The following is a 22,996-nucleotide window of genomic DNA, read 5'->3' on the forward strand; positions in this document are numbered from 1 at the left end:
CCTAGCGTGGCCAGACCAGCGGCACCGGCGGCGCAGCACACCGCCACGGTTGGGCCGCGGTCCCGGGCGGGGCAGCCCGGGGGACACTGGCATGGAAGGAACGGCAATGGCTGAACGGGTGAGCGCTGAGCAGGGACACGAGGATTTGGGGAAGGTTGACCGGATCGCCAAAATCTGGGGCACCCGCACCCCGTACGGGCGCGAGGAGCGGTGGCCGGTGCGGGTGGACCAGGTGCTGGCCGAGGGGGTGGAGGAATCCGAGGTTGAGCGCTGGGTGCAGTCCGCGTGCGTGCTGTGCAGCAACGGCTGCGGAATCGACATCGCGGTCAAGGACGGGACCATGGTCGGGGTGCGCGGGCGCGCTGCGGACCGGGTCAACCACGGCCGGCTTGGACCCAAGGGGCTGTTCGCCAGCTGGCAGGCCATGAACAGTCCCGACCGGCTCACCACCCCCATGATCCGCCAGGACGGGGAACTGGTTCCCTGCGACTGGGACACCGCCATGGAGCGCATCGTGCAGCGCAGCCGCCACCTGCTGCAGACCAAGGGGCCGCTCAGCCACGGGTTCTACACCAGCGGGCAGCTGTTCCTGGAGGAGTACTATGCCCAGGCGATCGTGGGCAAGGCCGGGATCGGCACCCCACACATGGACGGCAATACCCGGCTGTGCACCGCCACCGCCGCCACCGCCTTGAAGGAATCCTTCGGCTCCGACGGGCAGCCCGGAAGCTATCGGGACATTGACGCATGCGATGCGATGTTCCTGTTCGGCCACAACATGGCCGAAACCCAGACCGTGCTCTGGGCCCGGGTGCTGGACCGGCTGGCCGGGCCGGACAAACCCCGGCTGGTGTGCGTGGATCCCCGGGACACCGACGTCGCCCGGCACGCCGAGGTGCACCTGGCGCTGAAGCCGGGGACCAACCTGGCCCTGATGCACGGGCTGGTGCGCGAACTGTTCGTTAACGGCTGGATCGACGAGGACTACATCCGCCGGCACACCATGAACGTGGAGGAACTGCGCTCCACCGTCGAACCGTGGACCCCACAGGAGGTGGCCCGCACCTGCGGGGTCGACGCCCAGGACGTGCGCCGCGCCGCGGAGATCTTTGGCACCAGTGAACGGGTGCTCTCCACCGTGCTGCAGGGCTTCTACCAGTCCTCCCAGGCCACCGCCTCCTCCTGTGCCGTGAACAACCTGCACCTGCTGCGCGGGCTGATTGGCAAACCCGGCAGCGGGATCCTGCAGATGAACGGTCAGCCCACCGCCCAGAACAATCGCGAATGCGGTGCCGACGGGGACCTGTCCGGCTTCCGAAACTGGGAAAACCCGCAGCACGTGCAGGAGTTGGCCCAACTGTGGAACGTGGATCCGGCCACGATCCCGCACTGGGCGCCGCCCACCCACGCCATGCAGATCTTCCGCTACGTGGAGCAGGGCTCTATCCAGTTCTTGTGGGTTTCGGCCACCAACCCGGCCGTGTCACTGCCCGAACTGCCCCGCATCCGCGACATCCTGGCCAGTCGGGGCCTGTTCCTGGTGGTGCAGGACTTGTACCTGACCGAAACCGCGCAGTACGCCGACGTGGTGCTGCCGGCGGCCGGATGGGGTGAGAAAACCGGGACCTTCACCAACGTGGACCGCACGGTGCACCTCTCGCAGAAGGCGGTGGACCCGCCCGGCCAGGCCCGCAGCGACCTGGAGACGTTCATCGACTATTCGCGGCGGATGGGCTTCACCCAACTGGACGGCAGCCCGCTGTTGGACTGGCAGGGGCCCGAGGAGGCGTTCGAAGCCTGGAAGCTGTGCACCCGCGGGCGGCCATGCGACTACAGTGCGTTGAGCTACCAGGCGCTGCGCGGGGGCAGCGGGGTGCCCTGGCCGTGCACCGAACAGCAGCCCGGGGGCACCGAACGGCTGTACACGGATGGGGTGTTCAACACCGACCCGGATTACTGCGAAACCTACGGGCACGACCTGCTTACCGGCGGCACCGTCGGGCCGCAGGCCTACAAGGCGATGAACCCGGCAGGGCGGGCCATCTTCAAGACCGCGCCGTACCATCCCACCCATGAAACCCCGGACACCGGCTACCCGTTCCGCTACACCACCGGGCGCACCGCCTACCACTTCCACACCCGCACCAAGACCGGGCGCAGCCCCCAGCTGAACGCCGCCGCCCCGCAGGCCTGGGTGGAGATCTCCGCGGTGGACGCCGCCACCGGGGGCCTGAACGAGGGCGACATCGTCAGCGTGGAATCCCGCCGCGGACATATCACCGCGGCCCTGCGCATCAGCGATGTGCGCGAGGGGACCATCTTCGCGCCCTTCCACTACGGCTACTGGGATGAGGGCGGCACCCCGGCCACCGAACACCGGGCCGCGAACGAGCTGACCCTGACCGAATGGGACCCGGTCTCCAAGCAGCCGGTACTGAAAAACGCGGCCGTGCGCCTGCGCAAGGTGGCCGACGCAGAGGGCCCCGCCCCGGCCCCCACCACGACCGCCTCCCACCCAACCACGCACCCCCACCACGCCGCGCGCTCCCGCCGGGTGGTGCCCACCACCGGTGGGCCGGCCGCGCTGGCCAGTGAAGAATTCCCTCCGGCAGCACCGTCGGATGACCCTGCGAGCAAGGAGCAGCCATGAACCTGTCCACCTACCTGAGTCTGCTGGAAAAATCCGAAAGCACCCTGGCCGAGTCCTTCCGCCAGGTCGCCGAAGGGCACGGCCACGAACCGGATGTGCACTTCATCTGCCAGACCCTGGCCAAGCAATGCGATGAGCACCAGCGCGCCCTGCAGCCGATCGTGCAGCGCTACGGGCAGGGCGACGTCGACGACGAACCCGAACGCCTGCACGCCGACGGGCTGAGCGAAACCCGCAAGGGGCCGCTGGGGCTGCTGCGCGATCTGCAGGACCTCTACCTGCTGGCCTCCCTGGTGGACATCACCTGGACCATGGTGAAGCAGGCCGGTCAGGGGCTGCGCGATGAGGAACTGCTCGACGTGGTACGCGCCTGCGAGGAAGAAACCGAAAAACAGCTGAAGTGGCTGAGCACCCGGATGAAGCAGGCCGCCCCGCAGGCGCTGCTGGTCGCCGAGTAAAGCCGCGCGGCCGAGAGAAGGGGACCCATGCCCAAGCAAGCGATGCACGCCCGACTGGCCGAGTCCAAAGGCCGGCTGGGCAGCAGCCTCTACGCGGCCATCCTCTGCCTGCTGGTGCTGGCCGCCAGCGGCGGGATCGGCCTGGCCCTGAAATCACCCTGGCTCTTTCCCAGCCTGGGACCCACGGTGATGCTGTTCTTCGAATCCCCGCAACTGAAATCCGCGCGCCCCGCCAACGCGCTGATCGGGCACCTGGTGGGCCTGGCCGCCGGGGCGGCCTGCCTCTACGGCTTCGGCCTGCAACATCAGGCCGCCACCCCGGTCGGGGGACTGAGCCCCACCCATGTGGCGGCCGGGGCGCTATCGGTCGCGCTGACCACGCTGGTGCTGACCTGGACGAACAAACCACACCCGCCAGCCGGGGCCACCACATTGATCATCAGCCTGGGGATTTTGAGCACCCCGGCCGAACTGCTGTCCATGCTCGGGGCGATCATCTTCATTACCATCCTTGGCTGGGGCCTGAATCTGCTGCTGGGCACCAAGCCTGCGACCGGCAAGTAGCCGGGGTGCCCCAGCTACCTCTCGGCTTGGTGGGCCCGGGGTGGGGAGGCGGTTTTTATCCAGGCCGCCACCCAGCAGGCCTGCACGGCGGCGTCAAGCAGGTAGATCCGGCTGATGCGCCCGCTGCCGCCGTAGCGAAGATCAACGCCGCCGAAGGACAGGGCAGCGCCGATGCCAATCCTGCGCGCCGTGGTCAAGCCTTGGCTCGTGGCGCGCGTGCGCAGCTGCTGGTAGGCCAGCGTAACCGCGAGCCCGCTGACGCACCTGACCAACCAGTCATCGACCTTGGGGCCCAGCACCGCTTCAAAACTCCGGTAGTGCAGCAGCGGCCACACCCCGGTCACCAGCAAGTACAGGCCCTGGGCCCTGGCCAGGGCCCTGCCCGTCCGCGCTGCCGGGCCCGGTGGGGCCGACACCTCGAACCCGGTCTCGTTGCACACCATCCTCTGCTCCCATGTCTCACGCCGTGCCAAAGACCGACACCGTCGAAAGTTCCCTGAGCATAGGCAGCCTTCCTTCCGCAGGCAACACCGAATCGGTGATTCCCAGCAGACCGGCACCCGCGGGGTGCGGCTGAAACGTTCTTTAGTATCGTGAAGGAATGGCTCGATTACTGGACCGGCTGCACGGCGCACTGACCCGGCACGTACCGCTCCAGCTCCCTGCCTGCCTGCATCGGATCCGTGAGCGGGGCGTGGGGCAACTGCGCCGGGGCCAGGGTTGGCTGCTGGACTACCTGTACGCCGGTTACTGGCAGGCCCGCGCTTTCCTGCGCCCGGTGGCCGAGCAGGAGCTGCTCAGTTACTCTGATGCCCAGGCCGCGCCCGTGCTGCTGATCCCGGGCATCTGGGAGACCTGGCAATTCCTGCTCCCGGTCGCCCGGCACCTGCACCAGGCCGGCCATCCGGTGCATGCGGTCAGCGGGATCGGGTACAACCGGGGCACCGTGCCGCAAATGTCCCGCCTGGTTTCGGACTACCTGGCCGAACATGACCTGAACGGGGTGGTCATCGTGGCGCACAGCAAGGGCGGGCTGATCGGCAAGCATGCCATGAGCGCCTCCCCGCACCCCGAGCGGATTGCCAAGATGGTGGCGATCAGCACCCCATTCTCCGGCTCGGTGTACGCCCGCTTCGCACCGATCCGTTCCCTGCGCGCCTTTTCGCCGCGCAACGCCGGACTGCTGCAGCTGGCCGCGAACCTGGCGGTGAATTCGCGGATCACCTCCATCTACAGCTCCTTTGATCCGCACATTCCCGGCGGCAGCCAGCTTCAGGGGGCCCAGAACATCAAGTTGGAGACCATGGGGCATTTCCGGCTGCTCAACGACCCGCGCTTGCTGGAAGCCGTGCGTGAACAGGTGGCCGCCCCGGTGCCGGAGGAAACCTACCTGGGGGTGGAACGGCCCGAGCAGCCGGAATAGGCCCAACACACAATGCCCCGAACGGATCACGCCGTTCGGGGCATTTCATGCTTGAGGGTTCTCAGCGGCCGGCTAGGCCCAGAGTTCGGTGATCGCCACGCCATGCTCGGCCAGCAGCCGGCGCAGCATGCTCACATCAAGGCCAACCACGCTTTGATAGTTGCCCTCGATGGATTCGATGAACGCGGAGGCCAGCCCGTCGATGGTGAACGCACCGGCGCACGGCAACGGTTCGCCGCTGGCCACATACGCCTCGATCTCCGCGTCGCCGACCTGGGCGAAGTGCACCACGGTTGCCGAGCCCAGCCCCACGGACCGGCCCCCGCCGGCGGCAATGAGCCAGTGTCCCGAATGCAGCACCCCGGCGGAGCCGCGCAACTGCTGCCAGCGCTGGCGGGCCACGTCCGCGGTGTGCGGTTTGCCGTAGGCGACCCCGTCGATCTCGAACACCGAATCACAGCCCAGCACCAAGGTGCCCGCCGGGGCCTGGGCCGCAACGTCCTCGGCCTTGGCCTTGGCCAGCAGCAGCGCGGTGGCGGCCGCGTCCTGCGGACCGTGCTGCGCCTCTGCGGCGGCCAGCACGGCGTCCTCGTCCACGGAGGACACCTGGGTGTCAAAGCGGATGCCCGCATCGGTGAGCACCCGGCGCCGGCCGGGGGAGGCCGAGGCCAGCAGCAGGCGCGGGGCCTGCGCGGGGTCCTGGTTCAGGGTCTGTTCGCTCATGCGTTCACGCTTTCGGTGTGGCTTGCCCGGTCGTGGTGGTGTTCGTCGCGTTCCTCCAGCAGGGCGGTGAGCCCCTCGCCCTCGACGTCCACGTTCGGCAGGATCCTATCCAGCCACTTGGGAAGGTACCACGCCTTGTCGCCCAGCAGGTGCATCACGGCCGGGATCAGGGTCATGCGCACCACGAACGCGTCGAACAGCACGCCGAAGGCCAGCGCGAAGCCCAGCGGGCGAATCATCGCCAGGTGGGAGAAGATGAACCCGGCGAACACCGAGATCATGATCAGCGCCGCGGCGGTGACCACCGGGGCGGTCATGGAGAAGCCCGAACGCACCGCGTCACGGGCCGATTCGCCGTGCACGAACCGTTCACGCATCGCCGAGACCAGGAACACCTGGTAGTCCATGGCCAGGCCGAACAGGATGCCGGTGAGCAGGATCGGCAGGAAGCTGAGCAGCGGGCCCGGGACGTTGACCCCGAACACCCCCGAGAGCCAGCCGAACTGGTAGACCGCGGTGCTGGCGCCGAACGCGGCGGCCAGCGAGAGCAGGAAGCCGCCGGTGGCCAGCAGCGGCACCACCAGGGAACGGAAGACCAGCAGCAGCAGGATCAGCGACAGGCCCACCACGATGCTCAGGTACGGGGCCAGCGCGTTGGTGACCACCTCGGAAACGTCGATCTGCGCGGCCACCTGACCGGTCACGGCCATGTCGGTGATGCCGGTGGCGGACTGGATCCGCTCGGCGTCATCCCGCAGTTCGTGCACCAGGTTCTCGGTGGCTTCCGAGGCCGGCCCGTCGGCCGGAATCACCTGGATCGCCACCAGCGAGCGGTCATCGGTCATGGTGGCCGGGATCGCGGCGATCACCGCATCATGGGTGCGCAGCTGATCGGCCACATCCAGGGCCAGCGAATCGGCCTGGCGCTGGTTCAGGTCCCCGGGCAGGTCGGCCAGCACCAGCAGCGGCCCGTTGTACCCGGCGCCGAACTTGTCACTGGTCTGCTGGTAGGCCTGGAACGCCATCGAATCGGCGGCCTCGGCCGAGCCATCGGGCAGGGCGGTGCGCATCTGGGTGGCCGGCAGGGCGATGGTGCCCAGCACCGCAACCACCACCAGGCTCACCGGGATCGCGGCCTTGGTCAGCAGCTGTACCCAGCGCGCCGACTTCGGCTCGGAAACCACCCCGGAGGCGGCCCGTTCACGGGCCCGCTTCGAGACGATATTGTCGCCCACCAGGGACAGCAGCGCCGGCAGCAGGGTGATTGCCAGCAGCACCGCCATCAGCACGGTGAACGCGGCCGACAGGCCCAGCACGCTCAGGAAAGGCAGGCCCGGCACGGTCAACGCGGCCAGGGCGATGATCACGGTCAGCCCGGCGAAGACCACCGCGTTGCCGCTGGTGCCCACCGCCCGGGCGATCGACTCACCGACCTGCATGCCGCCCAGCACCTGGGTGCGGTGCCGGTGGATGATGAACAGCGCGTAGTCGATTCCCACGGCCAGGCCCAGCATCAGCGCCAGGGCCGGGGTAATGGAGGCCATGTCCACCAATGAGGAGAACGCCAGGGTGGTGCCCACACCGGCGCCGACGCCCAGCAGCGCCAGCAGCAGCGGCAGCCCGGCGGCGATCAGCGTACCTAGCATCACGATCAGCACGATCGCGGCCACCACCAGGCCCACCACCTCGGCGGCCCCGAACACCTCGGAGATGTCCTGCAGGATTTCCTTGGAGAACAGCACCTCCACGCCGGCGGCCTGCGGTCCGGTGGCGATCGCGGTGATCGCCTCACGGTCGGCCGGGGTCAGCGCATCGGTCTGCCCGCGGAAGGACACCTGGGCCACGGCGGTGGAACCGTCCTCGGAGATGAAGCGCATGTCCGAGGAGGCGCCCACCTGGCGGGCGGCGAAGTCCAGTTCGGCCCGTCCACGCTCCAGTTCACGCTCGGCCTGCGGCAGCTTCGCCTCGGCCTCCTCCAGCTCCCTGGTCTTCTGCTTGACGGTGGCTTCGCCGTCCTTCAGCTGCTTCTCGGCGGCGGCCAGTTCGGCCTTGCCGGCCTCGAACTTGGCCTTCTGCTTGTCGAACTCGGCCTGCCCGGCGTTCAGCTCCGCCCGCCCGGCATTGATTTCCTGCCATCCGGCGGCCAGCTTGGCGCGGTTGGCATCCAGTTCCCTCTTGCCGGCGTCCAGCTGCTTCTTGGCCTGGGCCAGCTTGGGGCCGGCCGCCTCCAGCTCGCCGCGCTTGGATTCCAGCTGCTGGCGTCCGGCGTTCAGCTGCTGCTTGCCCGAATCCAACTGGGCGCGGGCCTGGTCAAGCTGCTTCAGCCCGGCCTGGGCCTGGGCGATCTGCTCCAGGGAAGCCTGGGATTTCTCTTGCCCGGATGCAGCTGCCGAGCGTTGTTTTTTCAGCTCTTCGATGCTCGCCTGAGTGGTGGCGATGCCTTCCTTCAGTTCGTCGAGTCCCTCGGTAGCACCGTTCTTCTCAGCTTCGGCCAATTGGCTGTTGAGTTTCTTCAACTCTGCCTCGGCTTGGCTTATCCCCGCATCAAGGGTCTTGATCCCATCCTCGGCCTGCTGCAGCCCCTGCTGGGCCTGCTTCTTGCCGGCGGCAAGTTCCTTTTCCCGTTCGGCGCGGGACTTGCCGTCCAGGATCTTGTTCAGGTTCGCCCGGTACTGCTTTTCCCCGGCGGCCAATTCCTTGGCCGACGCATCGAGCTTCTGTTCCCCGGCGGCAAACTGCTTTTGCCCGGCCGCGTACTGTGCGTACCCGGACTGGTACTCGGCCATCCCAGCCTTCCACTGGCGTTCGCCGGCATCAAACTGGGCCTGCCCCTTGCGCAGTTCGGCTTCCCCCGAGCGCAGCTCTGCCCAGCCCTGGGCGAGCTTCGCCTCGGCGGCGTTGATCTGCGGTTCGCCCTGCTTGATTTCCTTCTGCCCGTCGAACAGCTGGGCCCAGCCCTCGGTCAGCTCATCGCGCGCGTCCTCCAACTGCTGCTTGCCGTCGGCGATCTGCTGTTTGCCGTCCTCGAGCTCCTTCTGCCCGTCGTCCAGCTTCTTTTGCGCCTTGGCCAGTTCCGGCTCGGCCTCATCAAGCTGTTCCTGCAGCTCGAACGGGCGGGCCACGTTCACAACCTCACGGTGGTGCTCCAGCTGATCCAGCGCCGACTCGATGGCCTGGGACTGCTGCTCGTTGAGCGGACGGTTGCTGGATTCGCGGAAGACAATCGCCCCGGAGCCGCCAGCCAGGTCCGGAAGTTCACGTTCCATCCGGTCCAGCGTGCGCTGGGTCTCGGTGCCCGGCAGGGAGAAGGTGTTGGACAGCTGGCCCATGAACAAGGTCGCGCTGGTGCCGATGGCGATGAAGACGGCCAACCAGATGGAGATCATCCGGAAACGGTGCCGGTGGGCCCAGGAGGCCAGGCGGTAAAGGAAGGAAGCCATGGGGGTTAAAGGTCCTTGTCCGTGGAATCGGAGGTGGTCAAAAGCGCCGGGAAGCCGTCACGCAGCTGCTCCAGGGCGTGGGTGAGCAGCGAATGCAGTTCCTGGATCTGCTGCGGGGAAATGTCCAGGGGGGCGTTGGCCTCGGTACCGGTGGTGATCGCCAGCTGGCGGGTCCATTCCTCGAAGGCGGCCTGCCCGGCCCCCAGCACGACGTGGGAGAAGATCCGCACCTCGAACGGGTCGGCCTCCGGGTACTTGCGCTCAATGGTGGTGATGATGTCCCGCGAGGAGTTCTGCCACTGGTTCGGCTGGCTGCCGCCGGACTGGTGCGAGCAGTCCTCGGCGTAGATCCCCAGGTAGGCCACCGGCTCCAGCAGCTGCGGCACCCCGGCGCCCTGCAGGGCCCGGATGACGGCGGTGATCAGCGGCAGTTCCTGGGTGGATTCGGCCAGCACCTCCACCACGCGGTCCAGCAGCCGCTGCAGCGGTCCGGCCAGCACGGCGTCCACGGTGGGGAAGTAGTTGAACAGGGTGCGCCGGGAGATGCCGGCGGCCTCGGCGATGGCGGTGGCGGTCATGGCCTCGCGGCCCTGGTTGCGCAGCAGCGTCAACGCGGCGTCAACAATGGCCTGCCGGGTTGCCTGCTTGTTCATTTCACGGCGGGTGCCGCTGGAGTCAGTTGTCACGAGTTTTACACTACGTGCAATTTTGCACTCGGTGCAAACCCTTTTTCGTGTGTTCGGTCACAGCCGGAACCGGTCTGGTGCTGCAGGGCCTGTCAACACGAAAGCGGGGCCGAATCCGTGATGGATTCGGCCCCGCTCTCTAATGGCTGGCCCGTAGCCGGACCGGCCCGGGATGAGCCCGGTTAGTGCACCGGCTGCGCCTGCGGCTCCGGCTGGGAGGTGGCGGCGTGCTCATCGGCGAACGGATTACCCGCCCGCGGCGCGTCGTACAGGTCCTTATCCAAGATGCCCTCGCGCTTGGCCACGATCGTGGGCACCAGCGCCTGGCCGGCCACGTTCACCGCGGTGCGGCCCATGTCGATGATCGGGTCCACGGCCATCAGCAGGCCCACGCCGGCCAGCGGCAGGCCCAGGGTGGACAGGGTCAGGGTCAGCATCACGATCGCGCCGGTGGTGCCGGCGGTCGCGGCCGAACCGAGCACCGAGACCAGGGCGATCAGCAGGTAGTCGGTCAGCCCCAGGTCAATGTGGAAGAACTGGGCGACGAAGATCGCCGAAACCGCCGGGTAGATGGCCGCGCAGCCATCCATCTTGGTGGTCGCGCCCAGCGGCACCGCGAAGGAGGCGTAGCCGGAGGGCACACCCAGGTTGCGTTCGGTCACCCGCTGGGTCAGCGGCAGGGTGCCGATCGAGGAACGGGAAACAAAGCCCAGCTGCACCGCCGGCCACACCCCGGAGAAGTACTGCTTGATGCCCAGCCCGTGCAGGCGCACCAGCACCGGGTAGAGCGCGAACAGCACCAGCGCCAGGCCCACGTAGACCGCCAGGGTGAACTTGCCCAGCGCACCAATGGTGTCCCAGCCGTAGACGGCCACGGCGTTGCCGATCAGGCCAATGGTGCCGATCGGGGCGATGCGGATGATCCACCACAACACCTTTTGGATGATGGCCAGGAAGGAGGCGGAGAAGTCCAGGAACGGCTTGGCGGCCTCGCCCACCTTCAGTGCGGCCACGCCCACGGCGATGGCGATCACCAGGATCTGCAGCACGTTGAAGCTCAGCGACGTGCTGGCCGCCCCGTCCTCAATGCTGGTGTTGGCTCCCAGCCCCAGGAAGTTGGCCGGGATCAGCCCGGTGAGGAAGCCCAGCCAGCTGCCGGTCTTGCCGTCGTAGTTCTCCGGCATGTCCTGGCCGGTATTGGCGCCGGGCTGGAACACCAGCCCCAGGGTGATGCCGATCAGCACCGAGATCAGTGCGGTGATCCCGAACCACAGCAGGGTCTGCCAGGCCAGACGGGCGGCATTGGTGACCTTGGCGAGATTCGCGATCGAGGCGACCACGGCGAAGAAGATCAGCGGCACCACTGCGGCACGCAGCAGGGAGACGTAGCTGGAGCCGACGATCTGCAGGGCCTGGCCCAGTGCGGTGGGCTCCTCGGCGGTGCTGCCGGTGTACTTGGCAACCAGGCCGAGGATGAGCCCGAGGATCAGGGCCGCGATGATCTGCGGCCCGAAGCCGGTCACCCAGCCGGGAAGTCTTTTGGTGTTCAGTGAAGTAGCCATGATCCACCACCGTAGGGGGCGTAACGTACCAGCAAAGAACCAATATTTCTTATTATTACGAAAGCCGAATTTTTGCTGATTGTGTCACGCCCGCCTGTGCCGCGCTTCACCGAAAGGCACGGAATAAAGCGTTAACGACGCAATGGTTCGTCATACTCGCCCGGTACGTTGCCAGACGGGCCTGCGCCAGCCAATCCGTGCGGGGACGCGTGCTACTCGACCCAGGCCGCGGCTCGTACCGGGGCCCCGTCGCAGGATTCCAGGTTCAGGGGAAAGAATCCGATGCGGCAGGAATCGGGCAACCCGGTGGCGCCGCGCAGGTTCTCCACGATTAGCCGGTCGCTGCCCAGCACCAGCTCGTGCACCGGAAACCCGGTGGCGTGTTCTTCCTGCCGGGTGTGGTCCGGGTTCAGCGTGTCCACCGCCAGCACCCGCATCCCGCGCTCGATCAGCAATTGCACAAGCGCCGGCTCCAGCACCGGATGCTCCAGGTAGGAGTCGGTGCCGTAATGCCGGTCCCATCCCGTGGCGATCACCACGATCGGCGGAACCGATTCGGGAATCTGCCCGCCAAGACGCTCCCGGCCAAGAACCTCCCGCGGCCGGGCCTGGCCCACCTGGATCACCACCGCTTGCGCGCACAGCTCATCCAAGTCGATCTGCGAGGTGCTGCGCCCCGTGGCGATCACGTGGCTTGGCGCATCCAGGTGGGTTCCGCTGTGCGAACCGCAGTGAACCGCGGTGACGGCCACACCATCAGTCGCCTGCTGCAGCGCCGGCTGCAGTGAGACCTGGGGATCCTGCGGGTAGACCTGCATGCCGCTGCTGATCGGGTGCGTCAGGTCAAGGATTGGCATGCGAACTCCTTTCCGTTGAATTGGCTCTCGAACCGGTCAGCGGCGCTTCTGCTCCCGGCGCGCCCTGCTCCAGCAACCCTAGTGAACGATCAGGGGAGTGGGAAGGAGAGGCAGGCCAAACTACGATGGGGAAAACAGGTTGAGGAAAGGGCAGAACCGTGAAGATCTACATCACCAGCGTCTTTGTTGATGACCAAAGCAGGGCCCGCGATTTTTACACCCGCGTCCTGGGCTTCAAGATCAAGCACGACATCCCGATGGGCACCGACAGCTGGATCACGCTGACCGCACCCGGGGAGCTGGATGGACCGGAGCTGCTGCTTGAACCCTCCAGCCACCCGGCGGTGCTGCCCTTCAAGCAGGCCCTGGTGGCTGACGGAATACCCTTCACCTCATTCGCCGTCCAGGACGTGCAGGCCGAATACCGGCGGCTGCGGGGGTTGGGCGTGGAATTCACCCAGGAACCCACCGACATGGGGCCGGTGACCACCGCCGTCTTCGATGACACCTGCGGCAATCTGATCCAGCTGAGCAGCTACGCGGGCTAAGCGCCGCGGTGAGCGATCCCAAGCCCGCCGCTGCGGGGCAGACCGGCTCCTGGCATGTGCCCGCTCCCACCGACGGGGATCGGGTCTGGTCCCGGCTCGCCGCGTATGTGCGCTCCGGGGATTTCTTGCTGCACGGCTCCAGAACACCGGGCCTGCATCAGCTGACCCCCAGGACACCCATTGACCACAGCCCCGACAGGTTTTCCAAAACCACCGCGGTGTTCGCCACCGAGGACCCCACCTGGGCCATTGCCTACGCGGTGCGCTCGGCCAACACCCCGGGGTTTCTCAACGCCTGCTTTTATCCGGGCAGCACACCCGGACGGGAGGCCGAGCGCCGGATCTTCCTCTCCTTTGCGCACCCGGAGAACGGGCAGCCGCCAATGGACGCCGGGGTCGTGTACGTGCTCCCGGCCCAGGGCTTTAGCCGGATGCCCAGTTACCTGGATCCGCAGCTCGGGGTGATCACCGAATGCCAGTGGATCAGCACCGACCCGGTGCCGGTGAGCGCCGCAATCCCGGTGCACCCGCAGAACCTTCCGCTCCAGCCGCGACGCCATGATCATCGCGAGGCCGCCCGCCGCGCCGCCGACGAGCCCCACGGCTTTCCCTGGCTGGTCCGTTCACGCGCTGCGAAGCGCTCGCCGTAGCTGCGGCGTCGGTAGGGCGGCAGCGACCGAAGGCGTTGACCGGATTGCGGCATGCCGGTGGGGCACGGCAAGACCCGCACCGAGGACAGGTGCGGGTCTTCGCCACGGGCGGACGCTGGCTAGTCCAGCAGGGCGCGCTTGAGCGTGTCCAGGCCCACCGACCCGAGCTTCAGGGCCCGGGTGTGGAAGGCCTTCACGTCGAAGTCCTCGCCTTCGCGTGCCGAGAGCTCATCGCGGATCTGCTCCCACAGCCGCTGGCCCACCTTGTAGCTGGGTGCCTGTCCCGGCCATCCCAGGTAGCGGGTGAACTCGAAGTCCAGCTGCCCGGGGGACTCGTCAAAGTTGGCCTTGAGGAATTCGTAGCCCTTCTGCGCCGTCCAGGTGCCTTCGCCCCAGGCTTGGGGGACCTCCAGCTCCAGATGCACGCCGATGTCGAAGACCACGCGGGCCGCGCGCATCCGCTGCGCGTCCAGCATGCCCATGTGGTCGCCCGGGTCATCCAGGTACCCCAGCTGCTGCATCAGCCGCTCCGAGTACAGGGCCCACCCCTCGCCGTGGCCCGAAACCCAGCACAGGTTGCGGCGCCACTTGTTCAGCGTGTCCGCCTGCAGTTGCGCGGTGCCGATCTGCAGGTGGTGGCCCGGAACCCCCTCGTGGTAGACGGTGGTCAGCTCCGACCAGGTGGAGAACTCCTCCTCACCCGGCGGGATTGACCACCACATGCGTCCGGGACGGGAGAAGTCATCGGAGGGCCCGGTGTAGTAGATGCCGCCATCCTCGGTGGGGGCGATCATGCATTCGATGCGGTCCATGGGGGAGGGGATGTCAAAGTGGGTGCCGGCCAGGTCGGCCAGCGCCGCGTCGGCCTTCTGCTGCATCCAGGTGCGCAGCGCCTCGGTGCCCCTGAGCTTGCGCGCAGCATCCTGGTTCAGGACCTGCTTGGCCTCCTCGATCGTGGCCCCGGGCTTGATCTGCGCGGCGACGCGTTTCTGCTCGGCGATGATGCGGGCCAGTTCCTCAACGCCCCAGGCGTAGGTTTCCTCCAGGTCCACTTCCGCGCCCAGGAAGTAGCGTGAAGCCAGGGCGTAGTGTTCGCGGCCGACCGCATCCTTTTCAGGCGCCATGGGCAGCAGCTCCTCGCCCAGTACCTCGGCCAGTGACCGGTAGGCGTCCTTTGCCTGCTTCGCGCCGTCGCCGAGCGCCGGGGCCAGGGACGCGTCCACTGCGGCCCCGGCGGAGGCCAGCTCGTCGAAGAACCCGCCGTCCTTGGCGTAGTCGGTGGCCTGCTCGATCACGATCTTCACCTGCCGGCGGGCGGCGATCTGGCCCTTGGCGGCCGAGTCGCGCAGCGAGGCGATGTAGCCGTCCATGGCGGCCGGGACGTTGGCCAGGCGCTCGGCAATGAAGCGGTAGTCCTGGGAGCTGTCCTGTGGCATCAAATCGAAGATCGCGCGGATCTCCTGCGCCTGGCTGGCGATGTTGTTCAGCTCGGTGCGTCCGGTGGCGATGATTTCCAGCTCCAGGCCGAGCCGTTCGCGCATCGCGTCGAGGGTGACTTCATCGACGGCGTCCTGGGCGGTCAGTGCGTCCAGCTTCTCCAGGGTGGCGGAGGTCAGCTCCGCGTATTTCTGCGTGCCGGCCGGGGAGTAGTCCCCGTAGCGGCTTTCGTAGCCCGGCAGTCCCATCTCGGTTCCGATCTCCGGGAAGAGTTGCAGAACCTGCTCAAAGTATTCGTTGGCCACCTCATCGATGGCGGAGTCGGCGCGGGCCGATGTGTCCTTGGTCATGAGCCAAGCCTAGTGGACGTGAAATATTTGTTGAAGAGTTTTGCCGGACCAATTCCGCCGTTCGTAGCGGGCGCCGGCAATCCCTGTGACGTGGATCGGTTGAGCACATGGCAATGCCCCGCTTCCCTGCGCTGCGGGCGCAGCGCAGGGAAGCGGGGCAGGAAGCCGGTGACCGCGGTGTGAGTCTGCGGGGTTAGCGGCGGGCAATGCTCCATGGAAGCCGCGGAGTGCTCAATGCGCGGCGCTTGCGGATCCGGGTGACCCGTCCGGCCGGGGCCTGCGCGGCACCGTTCTGGTTTGGCTGGGAGCCCATGGCGCTGAGCAGTGCGGTGACCGCCGCCAGTTCCTCCGGGCTCGGATTGCCGCGGGTTACGGTGAGCGCGGCGGTGGCCTGCCGTGTGACGGTGTGCTGTTCCATATCCAGTCCTTCGAACTTTGCTCGGGGCGTCGCTGGGGGTGTAGGCGGGGCCTACAGCGGGATGTTGCCGTGCTTCTTTGGCGGCAGGCTCGCGTGCTTCTCGCGCAGGGCGCGCAGCCCGCGCACCAGCTGCAGGCGGGTGTCGCTCGGGGCGATGACCGCGTCGATGTACCCCAGCTCCGCGGCCTGGTACGGGTTGAGAAGCTCGGCCTCGTAGCCCTCGATGATTTCCCTGCGGCGGGCCTCGACGTCGCCGCCCTCGGCCTGCACCGCCGCCAGGTCGCGGCGGTAGAGGATGTTCACCGCGCCCTGGGCGCCCATCACGCCGATCTGGGCGGTGGGCCAGGCCAGGTTCAGATCCGCGCCGAGCTTCTTGGAGCCCATCACGATGTAGGCTCCGCCGTAGGCCTTGCGGGTGATGACGGTCAGCTTCGGCACGGTGGCCTCGGCGTAGGCGTACAGCAGCTTTGCGCCGCGGCGGATGATGCCCTGGAATTCCTGGTCCTTGCCGGGCAGGAAGCCGGGCACGTCCACCAGGGTCACGATCGGGATGTTGAACGCATCGCAGTTGCGCACGAAGCGGGCGGCCTTTTCCGAGGCCGCGATGTCCAGGGTGCCGGCGAACTGCAGCGGCTGGTTGGCCACGATGCCCACGGTCGCGCCCTCGATGCGTGCGTAGCCGATCATCACGTTCGGGGCGTAGAGCGCCTGCATCTCGAAGAACTGCCCGTCATCTACCACGGATTCGATCACGGTGCGCATGTCGTAGGGCTGGTTGGCGGAGTCCGGAATCAGCGTATCGAGCTGTTCGTCCTCCTCGGTCAGCTCCAGCTCTTCCTCGAATTCGGCCAGCGGCGCGTCGGTGAGGTTCGAGGAGGGCAGGAAGTCCAGCAGTTCCTTGCAGAACTCGATTGCGTCTTCCTCATCCTCGGCCAGGTAGGTGGCGGTGCCGGTGGTGGAGTTGTGCTGACGCGCCCCACCCAGGGTTTCCATGTCCACTTCCTCGCCGGTCACGGTCTTGATGACGTCCGGGCCGGTGATGAACATGTGGCTGGTCTTGTCCACCATGATCACGTAGTCGGTCAGGGCCGGGGAGTACGCGGCGCCCCCGGCGCACGGGCCCATGATCAGGGAGATCTGCGGAACCACGCCCGAGGCGTGCACGTTGTTGCGGAAGATGTCGGCGAACATCGCCAGGGAGGCCACGCCCTCCTGGATGCGCGCGCCGCCGCCGTCGTTGATTCCGACAACCGGGCAGCCGTTGCGGATCGCGAATTCCTGGACCTTGACGATCTTCTCTCCGTTCACCTGCGAGAGCGAGCCGCCGTAGACGGTGAAGTCCTGGGAGTAGACGGCAACCAGGCGGCCATCGACGGTGCCGTAGCCGCAGACCACGCCATCGCCCAGCGGCTTCTTCTTCTCCATGCCAAAGGCGGTGGAGCGGTGCACGGCCAGGGCGTCGAATTCCACGAAGGAGTTCTCATCGAGCAGCATGTCGATGCGTTCGCGGGCGGTGTGCTTGCCACGGGCGTGCTGCTTTTCCACGGCCTCGGGGCCGGAGGGCAGCTGCGCCAGGGCCTCGCGACGGCGGAACTCGGCGAGCTTGCCGGCGGTGGTGGACAGGTCGATCGCTTCATCCGCCTCGGTGCGCCCCTGCGTCATGCCTTCGACTCCCTTGGTTGCCTGGTACGTAAAGTTGTGTAGGAATGGCACAAGAAAAATGCCACCCACGTCAGTCTAACTGGGAAAATGGCGGTCCCGTTTGTAGGAAGCCTACAAAATGCGTTCGTCGAATCCGGCAACAGCGCCAGATTATGTTACTCACCAGTAGCTACGGGGGGCGTTTTCAAGTAATCTGGGTCACATGACTGAAGATTCGCGCAACACCATTAATCCCCAGCCTCAAACCCTGGCAGGCAAGACCATCGTGATGAGCGGCGGCAGCCGTGGCATCGGGCTGTCCATCGCCCTGCAGGCGGCCAAGAACGGGGCCAACCTCGTGCTGCTGTCCAAGACGGACACCCCGCATCCTTCCTTGGAGGGTACCATCCACACCGCCGTGGAGCAGATCAACCAGGCCGGCGGCACCGGGTTGGCCGTGGTCGGGGACGTGCGCAAGGACGAGGACGTGGCCCGGATGGTGGACAGCGCCGTGCAGCGCTTTGGCGGGATCGACATCGTCATCAACAACGCCAGCGCCATCAACCTGGCCAAGACCGATGACGTGGACATGAAGCGCTACGACCTGATGATGGACATCAACGTGCGCGGGGCCTTCCTGCTGTCCAAGACCGCGCTGCCGCACCTGCGCAAGTCCGCCCACCCGCACATCCTGACCCTCTCCCCGCCGTTGAACCTGGATCCGCGCTGGGCCGGGGTCCACCTGGCCTACACCATGAGCAAGTACGGGATGAGCATGACCACCCTGGGCCTGGCCGAGGAGCTGAAGGACGAGGGCATCGGGGTCAACTCCCTGTGGCCGGCCACGCTGATCGACACCGCGGCCATCCGCAACCTGCCCGGAGGCGGAACCATGATCAAGGGGGCGCGCGATGCCCGCATCGTCGCCGAGGCCGCCACCGCCATCCTGGCCAGCGACCCGCGCAGCTGCAGCGGCAACTTCTTCACCGACGAACAGGTGCTCTCCGCGGCGGGGGTCACCGACTTCGACGCCTACGCCACCGACCCGACCAGCCAGCTGGTGCCGGACATCTTCCTCTAAGCGCTGCCAACGCCCGCAGGGCCCCGGCGTGACGCCCACCGCGAAACCCGGCAGCAGCACGGGCGTGCGGGGGTGAGCGGTGGCATAGGCTGGAAGGCATGATGCCTCCCTCCCGCGCGCCACGCGCCGCCCTGGACGCGGCGCGCCTATCCCAGATTGCCCGCGACCTGGGCCTTGACCCGGTGCGGCTGGTGCCTTCCACCGGCTCGACCAACGCGGACCTGGTGCAGGCCGCGGCCGAGGACAGCGCCGGGCACCTGGCGGTGCTGAGCACCGAACACCAGCAGGCGGGCAAGGGGCGCCTGGGCCGCGGCTGGGTGGTGCCGGCCGGCGCGGCGCTGACCGTGAGCATCCTGGTGCGCCCGGTGCCGGCGCTGCCGGTGGAGGCCCTGTCCTGGTACACGATGCTGGCCGCGGCCGCCTGGTGCCAGGCCATCGCCGAACGCACCGGGCTGGCCGCCGGCATCAAATGGCCCAACGACGTGCTGGTCGATTCCCGCAAGGTCTGCGGGATCCTCGCCCAGCTGGCCACCACACCGACCGGACCGGCCGTGGTGGTGGGCACCGGGATGAACGTGGACCAGGACGCCGCCGAGCTGCCGGTGTCCACCGCCACCTCCCTGCGCCTGGCCAGCGGGGAACGGCTGGACCGCACCGAGCTGCTGGGCGCGTACCTGCGTCGCTTCGTGAACCTGGATGCGGCCTTCCGGGCGGTGGGCGGCAACGCGGGCGCACCGCTGGCCAACCAGGGCGGACGCAGCCTGTGCGAACTGGTCGCCGAGTCGCTGGCCACGCTGGGCCAGGACGTGCGCATCGACTACCCGGATGGAACCAGTCTGCAGGCCCGGGCGTTGAACCTGGCAGCGGACGGGGCGCTGCTTGTGCGCGATGAGCACGGCACCGAGCACCGGGTGCTGGCCGGGGACGTGCACCATGTGCGGCGCAGCGACGGGCAGTACGCCTAGGCGGTGCGCCGGCCCCGGAGCCAAACCGGTGGGGGCGCGGGACTAGTATGGAATACGGGACCCCCGGTTTTTCGGGGAACTGCAACCGCTGAAGGCAGGCAGCACAAGGCAAGCGAGGAGGTGCCGGCACGGCCATCATGAAGCTACCGCTACACCAGAACGAGCGCGTGATCATCAAGACCCGTGTGCACTCCCGGGTGCTGCGCCAGCCGTTCATCACCCTGCTGATCCTCACCGGAAGTTTCGCCTTTATCCTCGGCTACCTCTCGCGCCAGCAGCTTCCCGGGTGGATTGCTCCCAACGCCGGGGTGCTTTCTTGGCTGTTCGTGCTGCTGTGGTTCCTGCTGGTGGGCATCTGGTGCGTCGCCCCGTGGATCGGCTGGCTGCGCTCGCGGATCGTGCTGACCACCGAGCGGATCTTGTTCCGCACCCCGCGCAGCGGCGGCCAGCTGCAGTCGGTGGGGCTGTACACGGTGCGCGACCTGCTGGCCCATACCCGCAAGAAGAAGAACCCGGCACAGCGGCCGGGCACGTTGGACGTGGTGCTGAACCACGGCTATGTCAGGATTCCCCATGTTCCGGCGGTGACCTCCTTCCGCCGGCTGGCCATCGAGGCGCTGCAGAACATGGGTGGGAACAACCAAGTGGCCGGACCCTTTGGGACCGCGGCCGGTGAGGGGAATGATCGATGAGCTCCGAGCACACTAGCCCTTCCCGCAGCGAAACCCCGCAGGCGGCCAGTGACGCCGCCCTGGAGGCGCGCACCCAGGCGCTGCCCAAGATCCGCCTGGAGGCCGACCCGATCCAGGAGCTGGCCCAGGCCATGGAGAACCCGCTGCAGGTCCCGGCCCAGGCCCCGGCCGGCATCAAGGAAACCGTTGCCGCCCTGGAACAGCGCCTGCTGGGCGGCAAGCGTGAGTTCAAGCGCCGCGAGGTGGCCGCCGAGGCCGGGATCTCCCTGCTCTCGGCCCGCAAGCTGTGGCGGGCCATGGGCTTCCCGGAGCTGGGGGACGACGAGGTGTTCTTCACCCAGCGCGACGAGGAGGCGCTGAAGTCGATGGTCGGGCTGGTGCGCGAGGGCAAGCTCACCGAGGAAACCGCGATCTCGCTGATGCGCTCGGTGGGGCAGATGACCGACCGGATGGTGGTCTGGCAGGTCGAGGCGCTGATCGAGGACATGGTCACGAACCAGTCGATGAGCGACCGGCAGGCCCGGCGCGAACTGGTCAACATCCTGCCCCAGCTGATCGGCCCGATCGAGGACCTGCTGCTGTATTCGTGGCGGCGCCAGATGAACGCGGCCATCCACCGGCTCTCGGTGCGTGCCGAGGCCGGGGTGGCGGCCTACAACCAGCACAGCGGGGAGGACGACGACGACACCCCGCTGCCGCTGGCCCGCGCCGTCGGCTTCGCCGACCTGGTCTCCTACACCTCGCTCTCGCGCCGCATGAACGAACGCACCCTGGCCCAGCTGGTGCAGCGCTTTGAGGCCAAGAGCGCCGAGATCATCTCGGTGGGCGGCGGCCGGCTGGTGAAGACCATCGGCGACGAAGTGCTCTTCGTGGCCGAAACCCCGCAGGCCGGGGCCCGCATCTCCCTGGCCCTGGCCAAGGAGTTCGAGGCCGACGAGCTGCTGCCCAAGACCCGGGTCGCGGTGGTGTGGGGACGGCTGCTCTCCCGGCTGGGGGACATCTACGGGCCGACCGTGAACCTGGCCGCCCGGCTGACCTCCCTGGCCGAACCGGGCACGGTGCTCACCGACGCGATCACCGCCAATACGTTGCGCAACGACGAACGCTTCGTGCTCACCGCCCAGGAGATCACCTCGGTGCGCGGGTTCGGGGACATCCAGCCCTACCTGCTCTCCGCCGGTGAGGGTGGACGGCTGGTGATCGATTGATGAGCCAGGCCAAATCGGTGGCGGGCTTCGGCCTGGTCGCCGCCGGACGCACCCACGTGGGGATGCGGCGCACCGAGAACCAGGACGCCATCCTGATCACCCCGACCGTGTTCGCGGTGGCCGACGGCATGGGCGGGCACGAGGCCGGGGAGCTGGCCAGCGAACTGGCCACCGAAACCCTGGAGGAGCTGACCTTCTACACCGACCGCACCCCGGAGCACCCGCTGCCCACGGTGCTGGATGTGATCCGCCAGGTGCAGCTGGCCGATGACCGGATCCGCGACGCGCTGGACGCCCGCGGGGGCACCACCCTGTGCGCGCTGCTGCAGGTGCGCGGCAGCGACACCGCCCGGGATTCGGTGACCGCCCCGATCTCGGTGCCGCCGTGGACCGCCAGCTTCAACCGCGAGCAGGCCCGCACCGACGTGATGGAGCGCATCACCCCCGAAATGCTGGCCGAGCACCGCCGCCGCCAGGATGAGCTGAACACCGCAGTGGACAAGCCGCAGCCGGACCTGCTGCTGGTCAACGTGGGCGACTCGCGCGGCTACCGGCTGCGCGGCGGGGTGCTGCAGCAGTTGACCCGGGACCACTCGGCGGTGCAGGAAATGGTTGACGCCGGGCAGATCACCGAGCTGGAGGCCCGCAACCACCCGCACCGCAACCTGATCACCCGTGCCCTGGGCGCCGGGGCGGACAGCCAGCCGGACACCATGGTGCTCAAGGCGCATGCCGGAGACCGCTATCTGCTGTGCTCCGACGGGTTGAGCGGGGAGCTGACCGCCGAGCATCTGCAGGCGCTGCTGCTGTCCTACCAGGACCCGGAAACCGCGGTGGTCGCCCTGCTGCAGGCGGCCCTGGAGGCCGGGGGACGGGATAACATCGCCGTCATCGTCATTGACGTGCTGCCCGCCCCGGACCCGGCCGAGCTGGCCGAAGCCGCGGCGGACCGGGCGCAGCCGGCCCCGCAGGCCACCGATCCGGTACCGCCGGCCCCGGCGTCCACCGAATCGGCGGCGCGGCCCGAAGGGCAGGACGCGGGCTAAACCCGGCGGCCGCTTCCCACCGGCTCAGGCCAGTTGGCTGCGCCCCTCCGGTGTGGGGGCGGCGCCCTGCAGCAGCGCGATGGCCCGGGCGTAGTGCACGGCGTGTTCCGGGTCGGTGCTCTGCTGCAGCCGCTCCAGTAGCCGCAGGGCCGCCTTGCGCCGCTGGTAGGCCACTTCCGAATCCAGTTCCCGCATCAGGTGGCTGCGCTGCTGTTCGCTCAGATCGCTCCACTCCCGCTGCCCGACGGGGCGCCCGGGGTCCGGTCCCGGCCCGGACTGCGCAGGGGACCGGGCGGTGTCGGGCCCCTCTTCGGCGTCCTTGCCGGGCGGCAGGCCACCGGCCGGGTCGGCTTCGTGCTGCCAAACCCCGCTCCGGCGCTCGTCGTGCCCTTCACCCTCGCGTCGTGACCCCATGACACACCCCACTGCAGATCAGGCGCCGGGGCCGTGCCGGCAACGGTCATGCCCCGTCTTTGACTTGGTAGCTCCACGATACCCCGCACCACCGATCAGCAACAGGACCACCGATTCCGGCGCCCGGCTGGGGCTGGTCCCCGCGCCGCAACCGGTGTCCCCGGGATCCGGCGCCGGGGGCAA

21 protein-coding genes are annotated in these 22,996 nt (G+C 67.9%); 11 read left to right on the plus strand and 10 right to left on the minus strand.

Annotated elements, in window-relative coordinates; genetic code table 11:
- Positions 1-106 precede the first annotated feature (106 nt).
- From AC6I21_RS03530 to AC6I21_RS03540, 3 genes are read left to right on the plus strand one after another with little or no spacing between them, the layout of a single operon-like run.
- Complete coding sequence (locus AC6I21_RS03530; RefSeq protein WP_138175331.1) at positions 107-2,650, plus strand: molybdopterin oxidoreductase family protein; 2,544 nt, start codon at positions 107-109, stop codon at positions 2,648-2,650.
- A complete protein-coding gene (locus AC6I21_RS03535; protein ID WP_138175329.1) occupies positions 2,647-3,108 on the plus strand; it encodes a hypothetical protein in 462 nt (153 codons plus the stop codon). The genes AC6I21_RS03530 and AC6I21_RS03535 overlap by 4 nt, the downstream gene beginning before the upstream one ends.
- Before the next feature lie 27 nt (positions 3,109-3,135).
- On the plus strand, positions 3,136-3,672 hold the full coding sequence (locus tag AC6I21_RS03540; RefSeq protein WP_138175327.1) for an HPP family protein: 537 nt from the start codon (positions 3,136-3,138) through the stop codon (positions 3,670-3,672).
- A gap of 14 nt (positions 3,673-3,686) precedes the next feature.
- On the opposite strand, the gene AC6I21_RS03545 is transcribed toward AC6I21_RS03540, so the two are convergent.
- The gene (locus AC6I21_RS03545; protein ID WP_249354391.1) at positions 3,687-4,115 is read right to left on the minus strand and encodes a hypothetical protein; all 429 of its coding nucleotides are present in this window, start codon (positions 4,113-4,115) and stop codon (positions 3,687-3,689) included.
- A 158-nt stretch (positions 4,116-4,273) separates the two neighbouring features.
- On the opposite strand from AC6I21_RS03545, the gene AC6I21_RS03550 reads away from it, so the two are divergent.
- Complete coding sequence (locus AC6I21_RS03550; protein ID WP_175419313.1) at positions 4,274-5,095, plus strand: esterase/lipase family protein; 822 nt, start codon at positions 4,274-4,276, stop codon at positions 5,093-5,095.
- 72 nt (positions 5,096-5,167) lie between these two features.
- Here the strand turns inward: AC6I21_RS03550 and AC6I21_RS03555 are convergent, their stop codons facing one another.
- The 5 genes from AC6I21_RS03555 to AC6I21_RS03575 form a co-directional block, all read right to left on the minus strand.
- A complete protein-coding gene (locus AC6I21_RS03555; protein ID WP_138175325.1) occupies positions 5,168-5,818 on the minus strand; it encodes a Maf family protein in 651 nt (216 codons plus the stop codon).
- On the minus strand, positions 5,815-9,258 hold the full coding sequence (locus tag AC6I21_RS03560; protein WP_138175323.1) for an MMPL family transporter: 3,444 nt from the start codon (positions 9,256-9,258) through the stop codon (positions 5,815-5,817). Before AC6I21_RS03560 ends, AC6I21_RS03555 begins: the two co-directional genes overlap by 4 nt.
- Positions 9,259-9,263: 5 nt before the next feature.
- On the minus strand, positions 9,264-9,944 hold the full coding sequence (locus tag AC6I21_RS03565) for a TetR family transcriptional regulator (protein WP_497763111.1): 681 nt from the start codon (positions 9,942-9,944) through the stop codon (positions 9,264-9,266).
- 182 nt (positions 9,945-10,126) lie between these two features.
- Positions 10,127-11,506, minus strand: coding sequence for a dicarboxylate/amino acid:cation symporter (locus AC6I21_RS03570; protein WP_138175321.1), 1,380 nt, complete (start codon positions 11,504-11,506; stop codon positions 10,127-10,129).
- A gap of 212 nt (positions 11,507-11,718) precedes the next feature.
- Positions 11,719-12,363, minus strand: coding sequence for a cyclase family protein (locus tag AC6I21_RS03575; protein WP_138175319.1), 645 nt, complete (start codon positions 12,361-12,363; stop codon positions 11,719-11,721).
- Positions 12,364-12,521: 158 nt separating this feature from the next.
- Here AC6I21_RS03575 and AC6I21_RS03580 point away from each other — a divergent pair, with 158 nt between their 5' ends.
- Both AC6I21_RS03580 and AC6I21_RS03585 read left to right on the plus strand, forming a co-directional pair.
- Positions 12,522-12,911, plus strand: a complete 390-nt coding sequence (locus AC6I21_RS03580) for a VOC family protein (protein WP_138175317.1) — start codon at positions 12,522-12,524, stop codon at positions 12,909-12,911.
- Positions 12,912-12,919: 8 nt separating this feature from the next.
- The gene (locus AC6I21_RS03585) at positions 12,920-13,561 is read left to right on the plus strand and encodes a hypothetical protein (RefSeq protein WP_138175315.1); all 642 of its coding nucleotides are present in this window, start codon (positions 12,920-12,922) and stop codon (positions 13,559-13,561) included.
- Between the two features lie 119 nt (positions 13,562-13,680).
- Here AC6I21_RS03585 and AC6I21_RS03590 read toward each other — a convergent pair whose 3' ends face one another.
- From AC6I21_RS03590 to AC6I21_RS03600, 3 genes are all read right to left on the minus strand, one after another.
- Entirely contained in the window at positions 13,681-15,348 is a 1,668-nt protein-coding gene (locus AC6I21_RS03590; protein ID WP_138175313.1) for a DUF885 domain-containing protein, read from the minus strand.
- 193 nt (positions 15,349-15,541) lie between these two features.
- A complete protein-coding gene (locus AC6I21_RS03595; protein ID WP_138175311.1) occupies positions 15,542-15,766 on the minus strand; it encodes an acyl-CoA carboxylase subunit epsilon in 225 nt (74 codons plus the stop codon).
- Between the two features lie 51 nt (positions 15,767-15,817).
- Positions 15,818-17,428, minus strand: a complete 1,611-nt coding sequence (locus tag AC6I21_RS03600; protein WP_138175309.1) for an acyl-CoA carboxylase subunit beta — start codon at positions 17,426-17,428, stop codon at positions 15,818-15,820.
- Between the two features lie 202 nt (positions 17,429-17,630).
- Here AC6I21_RS03600 and AC6I21_RS03605 point away from each other — a divergent pair, with 202 nt between their 5' ends.
- The 5 genes from AC6I21_RS03605 to AC6I21_RS03625 all read left to right on the plus strand — a co-directional run bounded on the left by AC6I21_RS03605 (position 17,631) and on the right by AC6I21_RS03625 (position 22,399).
- Positions 17,631-18,488, plus strand: coding sequence for an SDR family oxidoreductase (locus AC6I21_RS03605; protein WP_497763112.1), 858 nt, complete (start codon positions 17,631-17,633; stop codon positions 18,486-18,488).
- Positions 18,489-18,586: 98 nt separating this feature from the next.
- Complete coding sequence (locus tag AC6I21_RS03610) at positions 18,587-19,453, plus strand: biotin--[acetyl-CoA-carboxylase] ligase (protein WP_138175305.1); 867 nt, start codon at positions 18,587-18,589, stop codon at positions 19,451-19,453.
- 137 nt (positions 19,454-19,590) lie between these two features.
- Complete coding sequence (locus AC6I21_RS03615; RefSeq protein ID WP_054821906.1) at positions 19,591-20,145, plus strand: hypothetical protein; 555 nt, start codon at positions 19,591-19,593, stop codon at positions 20,143-20,145.
- On the plus strand, positions 20,142-21,353 hold the full coding sequence (locus tag AC6I21_RS03620) for an adenylate/guanylate cyclase domain-containing protein (protein ID WP_138175303.1): 1,212 nt from the start codon (positions 20,142-20,144) through the stop codon (positions 21,351-21,353). Before AC6I21_RS03615 ends, AC6I21_RS03620 begins: the two co-directional genes overlap by 4 nt.
- The gene (locus tag AC6I21_RS03625) at positions 21,353-22,399 is read left to right on the plus strand and encodes a PP2C family protein-serine/threonine phosphatase (protein ID WP_138175301.1); all 1,047 of its coding nucleotides are present in this window, start codon (positions 21,353-21,355) and stop codon (positions 22,397-22,399) included. Before AC6I21_RS03620 ends, AC6I21_RS03625 begins: the two co-directional genes overlap by 1 nt.
- Before the next feature lie 24 nt (positions 22,400-22,423).
- On the opposite strand, the gene AC6I21_RS03630 is transcribed toward AC6I21_RS03625, so the two are convergent.
- Entirely contained in the window at positions 22,424-22,813 is a 390-nt protein-coding gene (locus AC6I21_RS03630) for a hypothetical protein (protein WP_138175299.1), read from the minus strand.
- Positions 22,814-22,996: the final 183 nt, after the last annotated feature.

Source organism: Glutamicibacter sp. St.4D3 (genome assembly GCF_059728615.1).